Here is a 20815-nt window from a genome sequence, read left to right on the forward strand (position 1 = left end):
GTTGCCCTGTTCCCGCGGGTGCAAGCTCGGGGCATGAGCGAAACAAATGAACCTGTGGGCTCGAGCCCCGAAGACGAGACGAAGTTCGATCCGTTCGGATTGACTCAAACAGCCGAGATTGCGCCGCCGGACGAAGCTGCGCCGCCCACTGGCGCTCCTGGGGCGACCTACGCGGCTCCCCCTGTTCAGCCCTCGCCGGGCGTCACGTGGCACGACATGTACACGCAAGAGCAGCGGAAGACCCGAGCCCTCCTGGTGACCACGATCGTCGCGGCCGTTCTGTTCTTCGGCGCAGCTGCGTGGGGGATTGGCAGAGCGTCGTCGTTACCCGTGATGGGTCCAGTTGGCATGACGCTGAATGGTCCAGATGGCCCTGGAGGCATGATCGGGCGCGGCCCCGGAGGCATGATCGGCGGACCAGAGGGGAAGGTGCGCGGTCCTGGCGGGATGAGGGGCAGCCAGGGCCAAGGCATGCTTCAGCGGTTCTTCAACGAGGACGGCTCGCTTAACAAGGAGGCCGTAGCCGCCCACAAGGACTTCCTGGCATCCCAAGGGTCCGACGGAATGAGCGGTGTCATGGCCAGCCATCTGAGGAGGGGCCTAGCCGCTTCCGTCGCCAGCGGCCAACTGAGCCAAGCGCAGGCCGATGAGTTGCTGTCGGCGCTGGGAGTGTCGGCGACTCCGTCGCCAAGCCCGACGACCTAGGCGGCGGACGTCTTGGAGGATGGCCGACGTTATTGCGGTAAACCCCTCCCCCTCCCCGGCTTCGCCGGGCTGGGGGAGGGGGAGGGTGCCCCCAGCAGAACGTCGGCCTCCACGGCGACAGCGACGTCCGCCGAGCTCAGTCTCAAGGCAGTCAGGTGATGCAAATCCTCTGATGATCATGGACGTCGACGATCACCCAGGAAGAGATGATCGCTGAGGAGCTTGATCATCAGAGCATTTGCATCATCGGGGCCTCCGCAGAGGCGAGTGACGCCCGCGGGGTCAGCGCGGGTGGCTAACGGGAGTCAGAAACGGCGACTGCCGGACAGGGGCGCCAGTTGACTGGTTGACTCGGGCCTGATCTCAGGCCGGAGGTTGCCCGTGGTTCGTTCGCTGCGCCGGATTCTGGTTCTGTACAGACCGTATCTGGGCCGACTCATCCTGTCCCAGGTGTCCCTGCTGCTTTCGGCGCTCTGCGCGATCAGCGTGGCTGGGTTGACCAGCACGATGATCAACGAAGGGCTGCTGGCGAAGGACACCTCAGTCATCACCGACACCGGGATCTGGATGGGCGTTCTGGCCGTACTGTCGGGCGTCTTCATGGCGATCACAGCGGCGCTGGCGGTCGTGTTCGCTCACGGCACTGGCTATGCGATGCGGACGATGGCCTACGACCAGATCCAGACGTTCTCGTTCGGCAACTTCGACAGGTTCCGCACGGGCAATCTGCTCGTCAGACTCAGCTCCGATGTCCTGAACGTGCAGAACGCGGTGCTGTACGCGATCTTGCTGATCCTGTACGCGCCGTTCATGGTGATAATCGCGTTCGTCCTGGCTCTGCTGACAACCCCGGGCCTAGTGTGGATCCTGGTGGCGGCGGCGGTGATGGTGCTGGCGGTCATGGCCGTCATAGCGCCACGGATCGACCGCGCCTACATAGAACGACAGGAACGCCTGGACGCCGTCAACAACGCGTTGCAGGAGAACTTGTCCGGGGTGCGTGTGGTCAAGTCCTTCGTTCGGGAGGACCTGGAATCGGAGCAGTTCGCCGAGCGAGCCGACGCGTTGCGCACACCGGCGTTCCGTGCCGCATTCAACGTCGCGCTGCTGACCCCGCTGTTGAACGTGTTCTCCCAGGTGGGTATCGCCGTCGCGCTGTGGGTCGGTGGCCAGAGTGTGCTCGAGGACCACGGCCTGACCGTTGGCCAAGTGTCGGCGTTCATGCAGTACCTGACCCTGGTTGTTGTCCCGCTGGCGTTGATGGCGATAGTGATTCCGTTCATCCTGCGCGGTGATGCGTCGGCCAGGCGGATCTACGAGATCATCGATGCCCGCTCGACTCTGTCGGACGACGGGAAGCTCAAACCCGGCACGATCGCTGGCCGCATCTGCTTCGAGAACGTGACATTCGCGTTCGACCGGGCCGACGGCGAACCCAACCCCGCAGTGCTTCACGACATCAACCTGGTCCTCGAACCGGGCGAGCGCGTCGGCATTCTCGGTGCGACTGGGTCCGGCAAGTCGGCGCTCGTCAATCTCATTCCCCGCTTCTATGACGTCTCCGCCGGGAAGGTCACCATCGACGGCGTCGACGTGCGTGACATCCCTCTCGACCAGCTGCGGGCGATCGTCGGCGTGACGCTGCAAGAGGCGGTGCTGTTCCAGGGCGACATCAGAACCAACCTGAAGTTCGGCGCGCCGGATTCCGGCGATGAGGTCATGGAGCAGGCCGCGAAGGCGGCCGATGCGTACGGCTTCGTGATGAATGTGCCCGAGCAGTGGGACGGTGAGGTTTCGCGTCGCGGCTACAACTTCTCGGGCGGCCAGCGACAGAGGTTGTCGATGGCTCGCACGTTGGTCCCACGCCCGTCAGTGCTGATTCTGGATGACTCGACCTCGGCGCTCGACGTCGCCACCGAAGGTCGTGTCCAGGCAGCGATACCGGAGTTCGCCGCTGGAGTCACGACGATTTACGTCGCCCAGCGGATCAGCGCCGTAATCGACCTCGACCGGGTCGTACTGATGGACGCGGGGATGATCGTCGATGTTGGCAGTCACGAAGAACTGCTGGAGCGATCCGGGCTCTACCAACAGATCTACGAGTCCCAGCTCGGTTCGGACGTCACGAGAGGGGCGATTTCGTGAGCGCCGCAACCGCGTCAAAGCCAGGAAGCCAGACGAAGCACCCGGACAAGCCCAAGGCCTCGCTGCGCCCACCGAAGCCGAAGGACGACACCAACGAGATCACCAGCCGCCTGGTTGGGTACATGACCCAAGACGGCGGGGGCGCCAAGTTCGCGACGGGGATCGCCATCCGCTTCGTGTCCGTCGCCCTTCTGACGACCATTCCGTTCTTCACCGGCCAAGCGATCAACACGATGAGCGCAAGCGACGGCACGGTCTCGACGCTGCGCGGGTGGCTGATCGCGATCCTGATAGCGGTCGGCTGCTACTTGGTGACCGCCGTCGTCGCAGAACGCATGTTCGCGCGATTGGCGACGAACGGCCTATTCAACCTTCAGCGAGGCTTGTTCGACCATCTCCAGACTCTGTCGCTGAGCTTCTTCGATCGCCAGCCGCTAGGCCAGCTCATGAGCCGGGTCACCAACGACACCGAAGCCGTCGCGCTGTTCTTCGAAAGCGCCGTCGCCGCCGTGATCAGGGACCTGTTCAACCTGGTGCTCATCATCGGCGTCATGTTCTTCCTCGACTGGCGCCTGACGCTGGCCGCGCTGCTAGTAGTGCCCGTGATGCTCATGGTTGGCGGCGTGCTTGGCCGGGTGGCTCTACCCGCCTTCGCCAAGCTGCAGGACGAGCTCGGCGATCTCAGCGCCTTCCAGGAAGAGACCATCGCTGGGCACAAGGTCATCATCAGTAACCGGCGCCAAGACTTCGCAACCAAAGGCGATGAAGAGCACGCGGGCCGAGTCTTCGAAACCGGCAGTCGGGCGTTCTTCTCCGCCCTGCTCCAGTTCCCCGTCACGCAAACGCTGTCGATGGTCATGGTCGTCGTGGTGCTAGTTCTTGGCGGTCTCCTGACAGTCAACGGATCCATGAACGTTGGTGAAGTCATCGCGTTCGTCGGCTACGCGGGCCTGCTGTCTGCGCCACTGTCGGAGATCGCCGAGCTCTTGACTACGACGATGAACGGAATCGCCGGCGGCAGGCGGATCTTCGCGCTCATCGATGAGAAGCCGCAGATCGTAGACGCCACGGACGCGAATCCGTATGAGTTCGCCGGCGGCCGCGTGGAGTTTCGCGACGTCCACTTCTCCTACGTTCCGGGGCGCCAGATCCTGCATCACAACTCGTTCGTGGCCGAGCCCGGTCAGATGATCGGAATCTGCGGACCGACCGGGGCGGGCAAGAGCACGATCATCAATATCCTGACGCGCTACTACGACACCCAGAGCGGGTCGATTCTAATCGACGGGCAACACCTGCGGCACATGTCGCTGGCGTCGTTGCGCCAGCAGGTGGGAACGGTGTTGCAGGAGGCTTTCCTGTTCTCGGACACGGTGATGAACAACCTGCTCTACGCGCGCGAGGGCGCGACACCTCAGGACGCGGTCGAGGCCGCGAAACAGGCCAACGCGCATGACTTCATCAAGCGCCTGCCTCAGGGCTACGACACCGTCATGACCGAGCGTGGAGCGAATCTCAGCCAGGGCCAGCGACAGATGATCACGATCGCGCGGGCGATGGTCGCGGAACCGAAGATCCTCGTGCTGGACGAGGCCACGTCCAACGTCGACACTCGAACCGAGAAGCTGATCCAGCAGGGCCTGCGGAATCTGATGAGTGGGCGCACGTCCTTTGTCATCGCGCACCGGCTCTCCACGATCCGCAACGCTGACCGGATCTTGGTTGTAGATGGCGGGCGCATCGTCGAGCAGGGGACGCACGATGAACTAATCGCGATGCACGGCGCGTACACATCGCTCTACCTGAGTCAGTTCAAAGGTCGAGGCCCCGCTGCTAGAGACTCAGGCGGCGCTGGCGACGAGCCGGGCGCGGCGTTCACCAGCACGTAGCTCAAACTGGCCGCGCCGTGGGTTGGATGGTCGCGTATCTGGGGTCGTCCGTTAGATCTCGCCAGATCGGCACCGCACCGGCGGAGAGCACGCCAGACAGCGCGAAGTCGATCGGGATCATGACCGCGTACATGATGATCATGAGCAGCAGCCCCCCGACGGGACCCGCTCCCGCCGCGGCGCTGATGCCCGCCGCCATGGCAAGGGGGATGACGACGATCATCACAACGATGCTTGTGACGGCTCCCGCCACGATGTACCAAAGAAGGTAGCGTCCGACGACCGCGAACCACTTGTTGCGCGTCGAGTTCCACGACCACTTCAAAGACCCTCTCGCCACTACGACCTGAGCGACCAGCGGCACCAGTCGGCCGCAGATCCACCAGGAAAGAACCGTGAACGCCAGGAACCCGAGAGTGCCCACGACCGCTGCGAGGACTGGGCTGACCAACGCGGTAACGGCGGTTCCGGCGACCAACAGCGCGATCGCAGCGGCCGACGCCGCGATCAGGAGCAGGGCGTATCCAGCCAGCCTCGTCCCAGCTCCCAGGCAGGACCGCATGGCCTCACCGAAGCGCACCGGACGATCGGCGGCGGCGTCCATCGCGAGTTTGTTGACTGCGACAACCTGAGTCGTCACGGCCAGGAGCGTCACAGCGCACGCGGCTATTCCAACAGCGATCCAGCCGACTAGCGGCAGGGGGGACGGAACTTGGGTGAGCAGGCGCCCGAACTCGGAGTTGACGGACTCTGGCAGGACCCCATCGGGGTATCGGTCCAATGCGTCGGACCAGTATTGCAGTGCTCGGGACAAGGATTCGAAGTTGACGAGCAACACCGTCGCGAGCGCGAAGATGATCGTCCAGACCGCCCAGATCAGCGCGCTGACTCCCAGGATCTGCCATCCGCCGCGAAGGATCATCTTGCCTGTGTCGGAGAACAGAGCGGCAACTGGGCGCATCCCGCTGGGGGTCGTCTGTCGGGTGGGTGCCGAGTACGCGCCGAATTGCCCCGGAGCAGGCGGGCTCCCTACCGGCGCCCAGCCAGGGCCCGCAGCGGGGGCGGGGATCCCGGTGTTGGGTGGGGGGAGCGGTTGGTCGGTCTCGTTAGTCCAAGCTGAGCCATCCCAGTACCTATGCATGAATCGCCCGGACGGATCCGCGTACCAGCCAGGAATCGGGGTGGCGCCGGTGCTGTCTTGTTCCATGGCAGTCACTCAGCGGGCGCGAGCCCGTAGTCGACGCCAGTCAATTCCTGGGACACTTCCCACAGCCGACGGGCGGCCTCGGTTTCCCGAGCGGCCGAGGCCCTACCGACCCGCTTTGGCTCTCCCCGAGACTCCAGGAACCCGGACGGACCGTAGTAGTCGCCCGAAACCACGTCTTCCGCGGTTGATGCGTAAAGCGATGGAAGGGCGCCGTTCTCAGCCGATTGCCCGATGACAGCTTGGACGAGGCGCGCGCCAGTCTTGGCGACGATGTGCTGAGTGAAGCTGGTCCCTTCGCTCCCGAGGTTCGTCGCCGCCCACCCGGGGTGAGCGGCGACCGACTTCAAGGACCATCCCGCACCGCGGGCCCGTCGGTCCAGCTCGGCGGTGAACAGCAAGTTGGCTAGCTTGCTCTGACCGTAGGCGATCCACGGCTGGTAGCGGCGGCGCTCGAACGACAGATCGTCGGGGTCGAGGCGGCCGGTGCGGTGGGCCAGGCTCGCCACGGTCACCACACGGCTATCGGCTCCGCGATGCGGAATTGACTTCAGCAGAAGTCCGGTCAGGGCGAAATGGCCGAGGTGGTTTGTGCCGATCTGGAGTTCGAATCCGTCGTCGGTCGCTTCCTTGGGAGTGGCCATGACGCCTGCGTTATTGAGCAGCACGTCGATCCTCGGGAACAGCTCACTGATCTGGGCCGCGGCATCTCGGATTGAATCGAGCGAGGCGAGGTCGAGCAGGACCTCAGTTGGCTCGGGCCCGGTGGCGACGGATCTGACCGTTTCCATCGCGCGCGCCAGCTTCTCCCGATTCCGTCCTGTGACGACGACCTGTCCCGCGTGCGCCGCGAACTCGGCCGCCGACGCCAAGCCCAGGCCGCTGGTCGCCCCCGTTACTACGAACGTGCGCCCGTTTAGGCTCGCGATGTTCTCAGCTGTCCAATTCCCCATGTGTCTATCGTGGCGATCGCGAGTGAGTCACGCCTGTTGACCGTGCCAATTGCGTGGAAGTCCTGGCTCTACTCCTCGGGCGGCAACAGCACGAACGCCCCGCGGACGTCACCGGCGGCCACACGCCGCAGGGCAGTGGCCGCCTCGGAGAGGGGCATCGTCTCGGTCTCCGTCCTGATTCCCCCCGGCCCGACGAGGGCAAGAAACTCCCGCACGTCGGAGCGCGTCACGTTCGCGACGGACCGGATCGAGCGTTCCCACCACAGGTCGTCGTAGTCCAGCGGTGGTACGCCGTCAAGGTGGATCGCGTTGATTGCTACGGTTCCTCCCCTGTCCAGCGCCTTCAGTGCGGTTTCGACGATCCATCCAACTGGGGCGAACGTGATCGCGGCGTCGAGCAGCTCCGGGATTCCATCGTCGTACGTCCCGGCCCATTCCGCCCCAAGGGCCAGGGCGCGTTCCGCCTCGGCTGCCGATCGCGTCACTACGAAACACCTGCACCCGAAGTGACGGGCTATCTGGATGGACAAGCTCGCCGACGCGCCGAAACCGAACAGCCCGAGTCTGGCGCCGCTGGACGCCGGGCCGATCCCAGCTACTCGCAAGGACCGGTAGCCGATGACGCCTCCGCACAGCAGAGGCGCTATCGCCACATCGCCGGCCAGCCCGTCGGAGAAAGCCGTACCAAGCTCGGGGATCAGATGGGTGAATCCAGCCCTAGCGGTCACCAGCTGTGCGTACCCCCCGTCCCGGTCCCAGCCCGTGAACCGCGCATCCGCGCACAGGTTCTCCCTGCCTGACAAGCAGAACCGGCACGTTCCGCAGACACTGGCTTGCCAAACCAGGCCAACCCGACTTCCGACTCCAGGGCTGTCCACGTCGGAGCCCAGCGCGACGATCCGGCCCACGACCTGATGCCCCGGAACGACCGGCAGCTTATGGGCGGGCAGGTCGCCTGTCACGAGTTGCAGATCCGTGCGGCAGACCGCGCTCGCGGTCACCTGGATCAGTACTTCGCCAGGCCCGGGCTCAGGGTCGGGGCAGCTACCGTAATCAAGTGCGGCGCCAGGGTCGGATGTTGGCCGGACCAGTCGGATCGCTCGCATGATTCCATCGTCGCTCATCGGCGGGCCGCGTTTCCCGGCCGTTGGCCGCGCTCGCGCCCGCGCAGCGCGATGGATCTCGCCCGAGGCGAACACATGTCAGAGAAACTGACCCGTCGGGGTATCGTCGTATGTTCACAGGTGAAGACGCGCGCAGCGCTGAAATGCGCCTCACCGACGGCTAGGCGTAGGGCCGACGAGGTCCCTGGCTACGACACGGATGGGAAGAGCCTCAGCACATGAACTTGAAGCGATTCGCTCGCGGGCCGGTCTTGTGGATCTTGCTCGCCCTCGTTCTGCTAATGGTGGCGACCACGGTCGTTTCGGACCTTGGCGGTCCTCAACAGGTGAGCACCGGGCAAGCGGTGCAGGCCATCCAGCAGAACCAAGTTTCCAAGGCGACGTTGGTCGCCGGCCGGGAGCAGCGCATCAATCTGACGATGAAGGACGGCAGCCAGCAAACTGCCCAGTACATCGATGGGCAGGGCGTGGAGCTGCAGTCGATTCTCCAGACCAAGTTGGACGCCGGGCAGCTCGCCGATGGCTACAACGTCGAGGTTCCCGAGGAGAACCTCTTGCTGACGATGCTGTTCTCGTTCGCCCCGATCCTGCTCGTGGTGTTCCTGCTCTTCTTCTTCCTCAATCAGATGCAGGGTGGCGGCGGGCGCCTGATGTCGTTTGGGAAATCCAAGGCGAAGCTCGTTACCAAAGACATGCCCCAGACCACGTTCGCGGATGTGGCCGGGGCCGATGAGGCGGTAGAGGAACTGCAGGAGATCAGGGAGTTTCTTTCTGACCCGACGAAGTTCCAAGCCGTGGGGGCGAAGATTCCCAAGGGCGTCCTGCTCTATGGGCCGCCCGGGACGGGAAAGACGCTGCTCGCCCGGGCTGTTGCCGGCGAAGCGGGAGTGCCGTTCTTCTCAATCGCAGGATCGGATTTCGTCGAGATGTTCGTCGGCGTGGGGGCATCGCGTGTTCGGGATCTGTTCGAACAGGCCAAGGCGAGCGCCCCGGCGATCGTGTTCGTTGACGAGATCGACGCCGTTGGGCGGCACCGTGGCGCCGGCCTGGGTGGTGGCCACGATGAACGCGAGCAGACGCTGAACCAGATGCTGGTCGAGATGGACGGTTTCGACGTCAGCGGTGGTGTGATCATGATCGCCGCGACGAACCGTCCCGACATCCTGGACCCGGCGCTGCTGCGGCCAGGGCGTTTCGACCGGCAGATTGCGGTGGAGCGGCCTGACATCAAGGGTCGCGAGGCGATTCTGAAGGTCCACGCGACCGGCAAGCCGCTGGCCGATGATGTCGATCTGCTCAGCGTCGCCCGCCGCACGCCTGGATTCACCGGCGCGGACCTGGCCAATGTGCTCAACGAGTCCGCCCTGCTGACGGCTCGGCTGTCCGAGAAGCTGATCACGAACGAGAACCTGGACGAGGCGATCGACCGCGTGATCGCGGGTCCGCAGAAGCGCACGAGGGTCATGAGCGACCATGAGAAGAAGGTGACCGCCTACCACGAGGGAGGGCACGCACTCGCGGCCGCGTCTCTCCCCGGCAACGACCCCGTACACAAGATCACGATCCTGCCCCGTGGCCGCGCGCTCGGATACACGATGGTGCTGCCAGATCAGGAGAAGTACTCGCGCACGCGCTCGGAGATGCTCAACGAGCTCGCCTACACCATGGGCGGCCGGGCCGCGGAGGAACTCGTGTTCCACGATCCCACTACCGGCGCTTCCAACGACATCGAGAAGGCAACCACTCTGGCCCGGGCAATGGTTACCCAGTACGGCATGACAGAGCGGCTCGGCGCGATCCGCTACGGCCAGGAGCAGAGCGAGGTGTTCCTCGGCCGCGACATGGGCCACATGCGTGACTACTCCGAGGAAGTAGCGGCAGCCATCGACGAGGAAGTGCGGACCTTGGTCGAGGCGGCGCATCAGGAGGCGTTCGACGTGCTGGTCGCTAACCGCGACGTGCTGGACCACCTAGTGGTGGCACTGCTGGAGAAGGAGACTCTTTCCAAGTCCGAAGTGCGGGAGATCTTCGAGCCCCTGTTCCATCGCGAAGTCCGCCCGGCGTGGACGGGTTCGGCGCGACGTGTCCCATCCGACAGGCCGCCAGTCCTGACCCCGGCTGAGGCCGGCGCGCCGGCTGGTTCACAGAAGAGCAATGGGGAGCAGCCAGAGTCAGACGCTTCGGAGGCTTCGGTGTCCGGCGAGCACGGTGACTCGAAGAAGGATTGGGATCCGCCATCGGGCGGGGAGGGCCCTCTGAGCGGCTGATGGTGCGGAAGTGACCCAAGCATTGCCTCCCTTCGACCTCGCGAGGGCAGCGGCGGCCGTGCGGGAGCTGCTGCTCGCAGTCGGCGAGTCACCGGATCGCGAAGGCTTGGTCGACACGCCGGACCGCGTGGCTCGGTCTTTCGCGGAGATGCTGTCCGGTCAGACCCAGAAGCCGGGAGACGTGCTCACCACTACGTTCGACCTCGGCCACGACGAGATGGTTCTCGTGCGCGACATTGAGGTCTTCTCACTGTGCGAGCATCACTTGGTCCCGTTCCACGGCGTGGCCCACGTCGGGTACATCCCAGGCGCCGACGGGCGGATCACCGGCATCTCCAAGATCGCGCGGTTGGTTGACGTCTACGCACGGCGCTTGCAGGTTCAGGAGCGTATGACTACGCAGATCGCTGAGGCGATGGTCGAATGCCTCCGCCCGCGCGGCGTGATCGTGGTCGTGGACTGCGAGCACTTGTGCATGTCGATGCGCGGAGTCCGCAAGCCTGGTTCTCGAACCATGACCAGTGCTGTGCGGGGGCAGTTGCGCGCACCAGCCACACGTGCCGAAGCCATGGCACTCATCGTTGGCCGCTGAGGCGCCGCGATGTCCGGACCTAGCCATCGCCACCCGGCTGGATTGCCTGTGGGGCTATCCCGGCTTGACCGATGCCTGGTGATGGGGGTGTTGAACGTGACGCCGGACTCCTTTTCCGATGGGGGCCGGTGGGATTCGGTGGACGCGGCCATCGCCAGAGGCGTGGAACTTGCCGGGGACGGTGCCGACATCGTCGATGTGGGCGGCGAGTCGACGCGTCCTGGTGCGCAGCGCGTGTCGGGCGAGCACGAGAGGGATCGCGTTCTTCCGGTCGTGTCAGCGCTGTCGCGGGAGGGAGTGTGCGTGAGCATCGACACGATGCGCGCATCCACCGCGACGGCAGCCGTGGCGGCGGGTGCGAGCATCGTCAACGACGTCTCGGGCGGGCTCGCGGACGCCCGGATGCTCGGAGCCGTCGCTGATTTGACCGCGCCCTACGTGATCATGCACTGGCGCGCTCACTCCCGAACCATGGATAACTGGGCAGCATATGAGGACGTCGTGAGCGACGTGCGATCAGAGTTGTTGGGCCGAGTCGAGCAGGCCACGGCCCGTGGCGTCGCTGCCGACCGGATCGTCATTGACCCGGGCCTCGGGTTCGCGAAGGACCCGGGACACAACTGGAGGCTGCTTCGCCGTTTCGGCGAGCTTGTGGCGCTGGGCTTCCCTGTGCTCATTGGGGCTTCGCGCAAGCGTTTCATCGGGGAACTTCTCGCCGAAGGCGGTGAGCCCCGCCCGCTGGATGACCGAGACGCGGCGACAGCGGCCATTTCCGCTCTGGCCGCGGCGACCGGCGCTTGGGGAGTGCGGGTCCATGAGGTGTCGGCAACCATGGACGCCGTGAAGGTAGCTCGCGCCTGGCAGGCCGACCCGCCGGGACGTGACGTTCCCGCCAGTGGACCCGGACTTTAGGGGCGGCATGGATCGCATCACCATCAGCGGCATCCGGGCCTGGGGTCACCATGGAGTGCTACCCGACGAGCGGCGCGAGGGCCAGAGCTTCGTCGTTGACGTCGAGCTGGGACTGGACACTCGCGCGGCGGCCGCTGCTGACGACCTGTCCGAAACGGTTGACTACGGGTCAGTGGCCGCCTCAGTCGTAGCGGTGATCCAGGGCGAGCCTGTTCACCTGATCGAGACGCTCGCGTCGCGCGTGGCCGAAGCGTGTTTGGGATATCCCCTCGCGTCGGAAGTCAAAGTCACGGTTCACAAGCCGCAGGCGCCCCTGGGGGTTGAGTTCACTGACGTCACCGTCTCGATCGCGCGCCGCCGATGAAGAAGCCTGTTCCCAAGGCCGCGCTGTCAGTCGGCTCCAATGTCGGCGACCGTGTCGCAGCGCTGCGCCGGGCGGTTCAGGCGTTGGCTGCGGTTCCCGGGACGAGCCTGGCGCGGGTCTCCTCCCTCTACGAAACCGAGCCGGTGGGCGGTCCTGTTCAGCCTGCGTTCCTCAACGCCGTCGTCACGGTTGAGTTGGCGCCCGGTCCTTCTCTGCGGGCTCTGGCGAGCAGGCTGCTCGAGGCCGGGCAGCAAGCCGAACGGGACTTGAGTCGCGCGCGCGAGATCCGATGGGGTCCACGCACGTTGGATGTCGACGTGCTGGCGGTCGGGGACCTGGTTAGCGCCGATGAGCGACTGACGATTCCGCATCCGCGGATCAGTGAGCGGGCCTTCGTTCTGGTGCCTTGGGCCGAGGTGGATGAGTCCTTCGTTGTCGTCGGCCTTGGCTCAGTGGCTGCTCTGCTGGCGGCCCTGCCGTCTGGGGCGCGAGGCGCGGCTCGCCAGTGGGAGGGCGGTGGAAGTGACTGGTGGGTACTCAGTCCGCCCTCGGGATAGTGGGAGTTGTGGGCGTTCTCATGGTCTCCAGCAGAGGGCTTGTTGCGGGTGATCGGTAGGCGAGCTCCGGCTCAAGGCAGTCAGGTGATGCAAATCCTCTGTTGATCATGGAGGCCGACGATCACCCAGGAAGTGAAGATCACTGACGAGCTTGATCATCAGAGAATTTGCATCATCTGGGCCTCCGCAGCGCCTCATGGCGCACATGGATTCAGGCTTAGGCTGGGGTAGTGCAACCAACCCGCGTCAAGGTACTGCTCCTAGTCGCTTTGGCCGCTGCGGTAATCGGTTGGGTCGTCGCGCGGGTTGCGGACTCCATGCTCGGGCGCCTAATGCCCCTGTCGTGGTCGGCGGCAGTCGCGATCTGGCTGCTGGCGGTGGGGCTCGGAATGTGGGCATGGATCGTGCGCCCGCGTCTCCTGGGGCGGGATGGGTACCTACCGCTGCCTCCTGTGGTCGCGGCCCGGACAGCCGCCCTGGCCTTGGCCGCTTCCAGGACCGGAGCGGCCGTTGGAGGCCTGTACGCGGGATTCGCCGTTGCCCTGGCTGGCGAACTATCCAGCTTGGCGGGGCGCGAATACGCGGCGGTGGCGGTGACTTGTGCGATCGGGTCCGCCGCGCTCACGGCAGTGGGTCTGTGGCTGGAGCAAATGTGTCGCATTCCGCCGCAAGACGGTGCGAACGGCGCCGGGCAGTCGCCTGGAGGTGAACAGGAGTGGGAGCCGGAGCTTGGGGCCGAGCGGTCCAACAGTCCCGCGCCGGCCAGGCCATCGGCCCACGGCCCAGCCGGTGACGCCGTCGGGTGACCCGGACGACTACGCTGCGCCCATGACGGCATCTCTGGAGGATCTTCCCTACGAGGAGTTGAAGCACCGCGCCTTCGCGCTGGCCGAGCATCGACACGACTTGGGCTTCTTCTTCGATCTGTTCCAACACACGCCGGCCATCCGCGCGACCGCCGACGAGGGCGGTTCCCTCGGTGAGTTCACCGGCAGCCTCATAGAGACGATTGAGGCGGCCCGCGAGGTGTTCGGGGAGGGCAACATTGGGGAAGCGGAACCGTTGTTCCGGGCCCGGTTCGCCTCCTACCTTCGCGAGCATGGCCAGGGCTGAGGCCCGCGCGGGGTTGAGCGTGAGTCAGCGCCGCAGGGCTCTGCTGCTCGCCGCAGTTGTTTCTGGCGCGCTGCTCGCGTCGTGCGCATCGGGAAGTGAGGATCCGCAGTCCCCTTCGCCATCTCAGTCGGAGAGTGCGCCTCCGGTGGTGTCGGTGGCTGCTGACCCTTCAAATGAGAGCCGGGTCCTGGCCAATCTCTACGCCGGCGCCTTGACCGCATCCGGGCAGGCTGCGCAAGTCGTGCCAACCGACGGATTCAAGTCTGCGGTGACAGCGGTGGAAAAGGGGCGCATCCACGTGTTCGGTGGCCCCGTCGGGCGCCTAACCGACTACCTGAACGGGCAGGCCAGCGGGTCGTCCCCATCGCCCGCAGCGTCATCGAATCTGGACGAAACGATGGCCAGAGCGAGGGGACTCGCTGGAGCCCAGGATCTTGTTGTGCTCGACGCCGCGGAGGCATCGAGCGGATGGGCTTTCGCGGTGAGCGAGAAGTTCGCGGAAGCGAACCGATTCGGCACGCTTGGCGAACTAGCCGAATACTCCCGCCAGAGCCCCGTGGTTCTGGCCGCACCGGCCAATTGTCGTAAGCGGGACTACTGCCTGCCGGGGCTTCAGGAGCGTTACGGGCTGCAGGTTGGGCGATTTGTGGCGCTGGATGGGCGGGCGACACTCGACGCGCTCGAAGAGGGCTCTGCCGACGTCGGGCTGGTTCGCCTCTCCGACGGTGCCCTGACGTCGCTGCATCTGGTCGTCTTGGCCGACGACATGAATCTGGAGATCGTCGGGAACATCGTTCCGATCGTTCACGAGAGCGAAGCCGCTTCGACTGTGCGGGACACGCTCAACCGGGTGCAGTCCAAGCTGACCCAGGAGGCATTCGCTCAGATGGACTATGCGGTCACCTACCAGGGTGAGTCGCCGGAGACGGTGGCTGATGCTTGGCTGGCCGTCAGCGGCTTCGCGTAGCACTCGGTGCCGCGGGGCGAGGGCTGGGCCGGAACAGGGCGCGGCATGCCAGGTTGGTCGCCTACGGAACGGATCTGCCCCATCGGGTCGCCGCTGATCGTAGCCTTGACCAATGTCCGAGAAACATCATGACGACGGGTTGGGCGGCATCGCCGCAGCCGCGCGTTCGCTGGCTGAGCGGCTTGAACTTCAGGACCCCAGCGCCCACGGCGGCGGAGATCCGGACAGAGTCACCCGGTGGAAGGTGACGTCGGCAAGGGGAGACGCCGATCTGTTCGCGGAACGGCTGGCAGCCATCGGGTTGGACGACCCTGCTCGGCTTGACGCCGTCTTCGACGATGTTGACACCATCGAAGTCGACGGGTTGCCTGACTGGCTCCTGACTCTGCGGGGGGCGGCTTCTCGCTGCGGAGACGACCCCGGATGGACGAGCGGTGAGAGCGGACACCGCGATCTGAGTCCCGAGCTACTGCCAGAGTTCGTCGAGCCGCTTGTGCGGCAGGCCCTGGATGAACTCAACGAGTTGGCGCGCGTCCCCGCCGTCGTAACCCAAGCCGCGTTCGCGGATCTGATCGATGGGCTCCGGCGGCATCTGGCCGGGCTGATCCAGACTTGCGTCGACACTGAGTACCGGCGATTCAGGGGCGACTTCCCCGGAATGGCCACTGGCGAAGCCGGGGAAGGACCTGCCAAGGCGGAGCCACCAGATGCCAACCCGTGGGAGACCTGGACCGGCCAACTCAGAACTTCCGGCCTGTTCGACTTGTGGGCGTCGTACCCGGTCCTAGCCCGCCTGGTGGGGACGGCGATCCGGCTGTGGGTGGCGCGAACTGCGGAACTTCTGATCCGCTTGGAAAGCGATTGGTCCGAGATCGGACGGGAGATCGCTCGCACTGAACTGAAGTCAGTCACCGGAATCGAGACTGGACTTTCCGATCCACACGCGGGCCACTCCTCCGTCGCAGTCCTGCGCGTCGAGAGCACAGATGGCGAAGCCGATCGCATCTTGTACAAGCCCAAGGACATCGCGTCCGAGATCCTGTGGGCGGACGTGGTGACCTGGATGAACCTCCATGGCCTGGATATGGGCCCGCCGTTGCGGGTGCTGGCTGGCGATGGCTACGGATGGGTTGAATTCGCGCGAACCATGCCGGTCGAAACGTCAGCCGAGGCCAAGAGGTTCTACCGCCGGTCGGGTTCGCTCGCGGCGGCTATCTTCGCCCTCGGCGGCAACGACTGCCACTCGGAGAACTTCGTCGCGCGCGGAGCGCAGCCGGTGCTCATCGACACTGAGACAATTGTGCAGCCGATCGTGGGCGGGGAGAATGACGCTGTCGGCGCCGTAGGCGCAAGTCCGACCGACTCCGTGCTTGATCAGCTCGTGCTCCCCCGATGGCTGCCCGTTGGAAACCGAGCACTGGACGTGTCAGCGCTGGGCGCGGCGAGTTCTGGGGTCGGCTGGAACCAGATCCGGCTCGTCTGGGACCAGCCCGGGACTGCCGACGCCCATGTGGTTCGTCGATCCGAAGCGGTCGACCTCAGTGCGTCAGCGCTTGTGCGGACCGGGCACGGCGTGCAGCAAGCCGCCGACTACGCGGTGGAAGTCCAGGCTGGCTTCCGCGACGCCTGGGGTGTCATTGCCAAGCACGGGGCAGACCTGCTCGCCGGGCCTCTGGCCAGGCTCGATGACCTTCCGGTGCGGACTCTGGTGCGAATGACGCGCACCTACTTCCGGGTCATTGATACATCGATGCAGCCCTCACTGCTCCGCAACGGAATGGATCGGTCGATCCACATCGAGCATCTCGTCCGTTCAGTCGTTGACCGTGAAGACCGCGCGCAGTCGCTCGCCTTGGTTTCAAATGAGCGGGACCAGTTGGAGAACGGCGATGTCCCCGTCTTCGTCGTGAGCGGCAGCGACCTCGTGCTCTCGGATGGACGCGGTCACACGCTGCTTTCCTTCACCGAATCCGCCGCCGAACGCGCGCGGAGGCGGATCCGAGTCCTGACGGATCCCTCGACCTCAGCCATGGAACTGCGGCGCCAGTCCGACCTCATCTCGGCTTCGCTCGCCGTCGCGCCTCGCGAGATCCGCAAGACCATCCTCGACTCGTACGCCGACCGGGCCGATGAGCTGAAGCCGGCGCGGCGCGGTGACGTTGCCGCTGCCGCGAACCGCCTCGCGGACCAGCTCCTGAGCCAGATTGATCGAGGCCCAGGCCGCGTCGTTGGCCTGAGCGCGACCGACCCTCAGCAGTGGTCGATTGACTCTCCGGATGTCGGGTTGTATGACGGCGGTGCCGGCATTGGGCTGGCGCTTCTGGCGGCTGGGCGCGCACTGAAGCGCGGTGACCTGGCTGACGCGGCCGACCTCGCGATGGCGCCAGGGGTTGCTGACGCGTTTCGCCGTCCCCGACGGCTGTGGATGGGCAAGGGGATTGGCGGACAGGGCGGCGTCGGTGGCCTGCTCTACGCGTGGTCCGTGTGCCAGCGACTGCGGAACAGTCCAGCGGATGAATCGGCGGCGATGGAGGATCTGCTGCGGGCGGCCGACACCGCTGTTCTTGATGACGCGGAATGCGACCTTCTGGCGGGCAGCCTTGGACTGCTAGCCGGGATGATCGCCGCCGAGCGCTCCGACGTGCCCGCCCCAGAAGAGATCCGGGATCGCACCGTGCGGGTGGTGGATGAGTCGGTGTCGCGCTACCTCGCCGCCTGCGCCAACGGCAGCGACATCGCATGCAACGGCTTCAGCCACGGCGATTCGGGCTACGCCGTGGTTCTCCTGGCTGCTGCCGATCACGGTTGGGGCCAACCGGACCGCCTGCTGGAGATGGCGCGCGCCTGCATGGTCAACGAGTCGGAGCGCTTCAGCCCCCAACTGCGAGACTGGCCGGACCTGCGGCCCGGCGCGGGAGCAAGACCGACTGGTCCGGGCTGGTGCAACGGCTTGCCTGGAATTGGCCTGTCGCGGGCAATTGCGCGAAACGGCTTCGCGACAGTTTGTCCCGAAACGGTCGCCCTGGACCTTGCCAGGGTCGACGCGGGACTCGGTCGCGACACAGTACCGCGCGATACTCTCTGCTGCGGTACAGCGGGCCGGGCCGAGATCCTGCGCTTCATGTTGCGCACGGGCCTATCTGACCGGAGGTCCCTGTACGACGCGGCGGTCGCAGGTCTGGCGTCACGGACGCACCGAGGTGAAGTGCGGCTCGGCGTTCCAGACGGATCGCCGCTTCAGCCGCTCGGCCTGTTCCAAGGCATCAGCGGGGTGCTGCTAGCCCTAGCGGGTTGGCTGGATCCGGAGCTTCCAGACGTACTGACCTGGACCTGAACCAAGCCGCCATCCACAACGCCGCCCGCCACCGAACCGCACAGCCTTGCCCTGGATGGTCCGCTCTCAGCCCTCTGGCCCGAGACTCAGCTGTCTCAGCAGGTGGGCGGACTGCTCCAGGCTAGGCCGTCTTTCCCGACAAACGTCAGGTCGTCTTCGGTCAGTTCCTCGCAGTACAGAATCGCGTCCATAGTCTCTCCCTCGCTGTGATTCATCTTCCCCCGCGTCCTCACGCTAGCGCGTCGTGGCGCGCCATGCCCGCTGAACGCCAGATGGCGTAACTCGCCTCTATTCGATTCCCGCTCAGCTACTCAGCCGGGGACTCAGCACATTGCGCACAGGCGGCTAACGCTGCTGGCCAAGCCGTCGTTCCCGGTGAACGTCAGGTCGTCTTCGGTCAGTTCCTCAGAGTACTGAATCGCGTCCATAGTCTCTCCCTCGCTGTGATTCTTCTTCCACCGCGTCATCAAGCTAGCGCGTCGTGGCGCGCCATGCCCGCTGAACGCCAGATGGCATGGCTCGCCGCCGAGCGATCCGCTTTAGCTGACCGGCCTCTGACTGAACAGTCTCAGCAGTGGGGCGGTCCCATAGTGGTGATGGCCAAGCCGTCGGCTCCGACGAACGTCAGGTCGTCTTCGGTCAGTTCCTCGGAGTACTGAATCGCGTCCATAGTCTCTCCCTCGCTGTGATTCATGGCATTTCCAAAGCTAGCTCCGCCCGTCGCTTGACGCCTGCTGAGTGAGGTTTCACCTGAATGGCCGACAACCGAGCGGGCGCACGCCCGCCGTCGGCATAATCGCTCGCATGGCATCAGCGCCGACCGAGTTCGCGGGGCGCTGGGGTCTGAGCCGGGCAGCGATCGCCGGCCTGGTCGCTGCGGAGTTCTTCATCACGCTCGACGGCTCGGCGATAACGGTTGCGTTGCCGACAATCCGCGACGCGTTCGACTCCGACATGGGTGTCATGCAGTGGACGCTGGTCGTCTACTTGATAGCGGGCGGGGCGCTCGCGATGCCGTTCGGAGCCATGGGGGATCGCCTCGGACGGAACCGAGTCCTCGTAGCGGGTCTGCTGCTCTTCCTGGTGGGCTCGCTGACAACAGCCGCTGCACCGACAATGACCGTGCTGGTGTTGGGGCGCGCGCTGGCAGGCGCCGGCGCTTCCGCTATCGGCGTCTTGGCCCTGGCGATCCTCGCGGGCGGCGTCAAGCAGGAGCGAATTCCGACAGTCGTTGGTACGTGGACTGCGTTGACGACAGCCGCGTCCGTTCTGTCCCCGGCGGTGAGCGGGCTCATCGTGCAGACGATGGGCTGGCGGTGGATGTTCACACTCTCGGCCATCCCAGCGCTTGCTGTGGCATACGTCGTCGGCCGCCTGCCCGAAGACGGCTCGACAGCTGAGCCTTCCCGGGTCGACTGGTTGGGCAGCGGCATACTCACGGTGGCGACGCTGCTGATCGCGGGCGGCCTGAACGGCGCGGTCTCAGCGGATTCGTTCCATCCCGCCATTGCGTTCGCGCTCGGAATCGGCGTCGCGCTGATCGCGGCCCTCGTGTTCCAGCAACGTCGGGCTGACTCGGGGATCATGGACTGGCGACCGCTGGGCCGACATCCGATCCCCGTCCTCCTGGCTTCCAGAGGGATCGTGGTGCTGGTGGTGACCGGGGTCATGTTCCAGCAAACGATGCTTCTTCAGAACGGCTTGGGATACTCCCCTGCCGAGGCCGGAGCGATGGACATTCCACCCGCGTTGACGATGCTGCTCATGGCGTCACTCGCCGCCCCGATCGCGCGCCGCATCGGACCGGCTTTGACCATCGCCGTTGGCTTCTGGCTGCTCGCGGCTGGAATGTACGGCATGAGTCGCGCCGATTACGACGCGTCGCTGGCGGGCTTGATCGTCTCCTTCTCGGTGTTCGGGATCGGCTTCGGGTTGTCGTCCGCGACTCTCAGCTCAGCGGTGCTGGCCAGCGTGCCGAGCCGTGGGATGGGTGGACTCTCGGGTGCGCTATCGCTCCTCGGCCAGCTGGCAGCGGCCCTGGGAATCGCGATCGTCGGCCTGGCGGTGGCGAAGTGGATTCTTGGGGCGTGGGCGGCACGGGGTGACTTGACGTGCCCAGGCACGGACCTGATTGACAACGTCGTCGGCGGCGCGATAAGCGAGATCGCATCAGAGTGCGGGACCCAGATGGCAGCGTTGGCGCGCGAGGCCTACACGGACGGGATCACGGATGCGCTCTACGCCGGCGGTGTCGTGCTGGTTCTCGTTGGGATCCTGGTTCTCCTAACGCTTCGCGGCCGGGTGGCAAGCGTCGTGGAGGACCGCTGAGGCGCGCAGCCGAGCTGGGCAACTGGCTCAGGCGAGGGGCCCTCACTGGGGAGAGGCAACGACCCCACGCGGGCACTTCGTAATGAGGCAACGACCCCACCTGGGCCGCCGCTTCCGAACGCCAATCAGTCGCGCGTGGAAAGCGGGTCCTGCTCAGCGACTACGCCACACCGCCCCGGTTCGGCGCTCCCGCGCCCTGGCCGCCGCCTTTCGCGGAAACGGCCGTTCCGCACAGACGCGCCCGTTTGGGTACAGACGCGCCCGTTGGAACGCCCGTTTCTTTGCGCAACGGGTGCGTTTGTCGGGAACGGCCGCTTCGGCGAACACCGATCCGCGCCAAGGCCCTGAATTCGCCCGCGAA

At 65.5% G+C, this 20815-nt stretch carries 16 protein-coding genes; 13 read left to right on the forward strand and 3 right to left on the reverse strand.

Annotated elements, in window-relative coordinates; all coding sequences use genetic code 11:
• Positions 1 to 33: 33 nt before the first annotated feature.
• The 3 genes from Q8P38_03240 to Q8P38_03250 all read left to right on the forward strand — a co-directional run bounded on the left by Q8P38_03240 (position 34) and on the right by Q8P38_03250 (position 4739).
• Complete coding sequence (locus Q8P38_03240; protein ID MDP4013626.1) at positions 34 to 705, forward strand: hypothetical protein; 672 nt, start codon at positions 34 to 36, stop codon at positions 703 to 705.
• A 381-nt stretch (positions 706 to 1086) separates the two neighbouring features.
• On the forward strand, positions 1087 to 2850 hold the full coding sequence (locus tag Q8P38_03245) for an ABC transporter ATP-binding protein (GenBank protein ID MDP4013627.1): 1764 nt from the start codon (positions 1087 to 1089) through the stop codon (positions 2848 to 2850).
• Positions 2847 to 4739 (forward strand): ABC transporter ATP-binding protein, encoded by a 1893-nt coding sequence (locus Q8P38_03250; GenBank protein ID MDP4013628.1) that lies wholly within the window; start codon positions 2847 to 2849, stop codon positions 4737 to 4739. Before Q8P38_03245 ends, Q8P38_03250 begins: the two co-directional genes overlap by 4 nt.
• 1 nt (position 4740) lies before the next feature.
• Here Q8P38_03250 and Q8P38_03255 read toward each other — a convergent pair whose 3' ends face one another.
• The 3 genes from Q8P38_03255 to Q8P38_03265 all read right to left on the reverse strand — a co-directional run bounded on the left by Q8P38_03255 (position 4741) and on the right by Q8P38_03265 (position 8002).
• Positions 4741 to 5700, reverse strand: coding sequence for a hypothetical protein (locus tag Q8P38_03255; protein ID MDP4013629.1), 960 nt, complete (start codon positions 5698 to 5700; stop codon positions 4741 to 4743).
• Positions 5701 to 5951: 251 nt separating this feature from the next.
• Positions 5952 to 6896 (reverse strand): oxidoreductase, encoded by a 945-nt coding sequence (locus tag Q8P38_03260; GenBank protein ID MDP4013630.1) that lies wholly within the window; start codon positions 6894 to 6896, stop codon positions 5952 to 5954.
• A 68-nt stretch (positions 6897 to 6964) separates the two neighbouring features.
• A complete protein-coding gene (locus Q8P38_03265; protein ID MDP4013631.1) occupies positions 6965 to 8002 on the reverse strand; it encodes a zinc-binding alcohol dehydrogenase family protein in 1038 nt (345 codons plus the stop codon).
• A 236-nt stretch (positions 8003 to 8238) separates the two neighbouring features.
• Here Q8P38_03265 and ftsH point away from each other — a divergent pair, with 236 nt between their 5' ends.
• The 10 genes from ftsH to Q8P38_03315 all read left to right on the forward strand — a co-directional run bounded on the left by ftsH (position 8239) and on the right by Q8P38_03315 (position 20454).
• Positions 8239 to 10287, forward strand: a complete 2049-nt coding sequence (gene ftsH / locus Q8P38_03270; GenBank protein ID MDP4013632.1) for an ATP-dependent zinc metalloprotease FtsH — start codon at positions 8239 to 8241, stop codon at positions 10285 to 10287.
• A 10-nt stretch (positions 10288 to 10297) separates the two neighbouring features.
• Positions 10298 to 10879, forward strand: a complete 582-nt coding sequence (gene folE / locus Q8P38_03275) for a GTP cyclohydrolase I FolE (GenBank protein ID MDP4013633.1) — start codon at positions 10298 to 10300, stop codon at positions 10877 to 10879.
• Positions 10880 to 10888: 9 nt separating this feature from the next.
• Positions 10889 to 11791: a dihydropteroate synthase gene (folP, locus tag Q8P38_03280; GenBank protein ID MDP4013634.1), complete on the forward strand. Its 903-nt coding sequence runs from the start codon at positions 10889 to 10891 to the stop codon at positions 11789 to 11791.
• A gap of 7 nt (positions 11792 to 11798) precedes the next feature.
• Positions 11799 to 12155, forward strand: a complete 357-nt coding sequence (gene folB, locus Q8P38_03285; GenBank protein ID MDP4013635.1) for a dihydroneopterin aldolase — start codon at positions 11799 to 11801, stop codon at positions 12153 to 12155.
• A complete protein-coding gene (folK, locus tag Q8P38_03290; protein ID MDP4013636.1) occupies positions 12152 to 12712 on the forward strand; it encodes a 2-amino-4-hydroxy-6-hydroxymethyldihydropteridine diphosphokinase in 561 nt (186 codons plus the stop codon). Before folB ends, folK begins: the two co-directional genes overlap by 4 nt.
• 230 nt (positions 12713 to 12942) lie before the next feature.
• Positions 12943 to 13518: a DUF3180 domain-containing protein gene (locus Q8P38_03295; GenBank protein MDP4013637.1), complete on the forward strand. Its 576-nt coding sequence runs from the start codon at positions 12943 to 12945 to the stop codon at positions 13516 to 13518.
• A 22-nt stretch (positions 13519 to 13540) separates the two neighbouring features.
• A complete protein-coding gene (locus Q8P38_03300) occupies positions 13541 to 13825 on the forward strand; it encodes a hypothetical protein (protein MDP4013638.1) in 285 nt (94 codons plus the stop codon).
• Positions 13812 to 14792, forward strand: coding sequence for a glycine betaine ABC transporter substrate-binding protein (locus tag Q8P38_03305; protein ID MDP4013639.1), 981 nt, complete (start codon positions 13812 to 13814; stop codon positions 14790 to 14792). Before Q8P38_03300 ends, Q8P38_03305 begins: the two co-directional genes overlap by 14 nt.
• A 112-nt stretch (positions 14793 to 14904) precedes the next feature.
• The gene (lanM, locus tag Q8P38_03310) at positions 14905 to 18126 is read left to right on the forward strand and encodes a type 2 lanthipeptide synthetase LanM (GenBank protein ID MDP4013640.1); all 3222 of its coding nucleotides are present in this window, start codon (positions 14905 to 14907) and stop codon (positions 18124 to 18126) included.
• 804 nt (positions 18127 to 18930) lie between these two features.
• Positions 18931 to 20454 (forward strand): MFS transporter, encoded by a 1524-nt coding sequence (locus Q8P38_03315; protein ID MDP4013641.1) that lies wholly within the window; start codon positions 18931 to 18933, stop codon positions 20452 to 20454.
• Positions 20455 to 20815: the final 361 nt, after the last annotated feature.

Source organism: Candidatus Nanopelagicales bacterium (assembly GCA_030700225.1).
Taxonomy (GTDB): Bacteria; Actinomycetota; Actinomycetes; order S36-B12.

Excerpts from the sequence above, each read along its gene's own strand:
- Q8P38_03265 (MDP4013631.1), bottom strand. The coding sequence starts at position 8,002 with ATGCGAGCGATCCGACTGGTCCGGCCAACATCCGACCCTGGCGCCGCA.
- folP (MDP4013634.1), top strand. The coding sequence starts at position 10,889 with ATGTCCGGACCTAGCCATCGCCACCCGGCTGGATTGCCTGTGGGGCTA.
- folK (MDP4013636.1), top strand. The coding sequence starts at position 12,152 with ATGAAGAAGCCTGTTCCCAAGGCCGCGCTGTCAGTCGGCTCCAATGTC.
- ftsH (MDP4013632.1), top strand. The coding sequence starts at position 8,239 with ATGAACTTGAAGCGATTCGCTCGCGGGCCGGTCTTGTGGATCTTGCTC.
- lanM (MDP4013640.1), top strand. The coding sequence starts at position 14,905 with ATGTCCGAGAAACATCATGACGACGGGTTGGGCGGCATCGCCGCAGCC.
- Q8P38_03260 (MDP4013630.1), bottom strand. The coding sequence starts at position 6,896 with ATGGGGAATTGGACAGCTGAGAACATCGCGAGCCTAAACGGGCGCACG.
- Q8P38_03255 (MDP4013629.1), bottom strand. The coding sequence starts at position 5,700 with ATGCGCCCAGTTGCCGCTCTGTTCTCCGACACAGGCAAGATGATCCTT.
- Q8P38_03300 (MDP4013638.1), top strand. The coding sequence starts at position 13,541 with ATGACGGCATCTCTGGAGGATCTTCCCTACGAGGAGTTGAAGCACCGC.
- Q8P38_03240 (MDP4013626.1), top strand. The coding sequence starts at position 34 with ATGAGCGAAACAAATGAACCTGTGGGCTCGAGCCCCGAAGACGAGACG.
- Q8P38_03305 (MDP4013639.1), top strand. The coding sequence starts at position 13,812 with ATGGCCAGGGCTGAGGCCCGCGCGGGGTTGAGCGTGAGTCAGCGCCGC.
- Q8P38_03315 (MDP4013641.1), top strand. The coding sequence starts at position 18,931 with ATGGCATCAGCGCCGACCGAGTTCGCGGGGCGCTGGGGTCTGAGCCGG.
- folB (MDP4013635.1), top strand. The coding sequence starts at position 11,799 with ATGGATCGCATCACCATCAGCGGCATCCGGGCCTGGGGTCACCATGGA.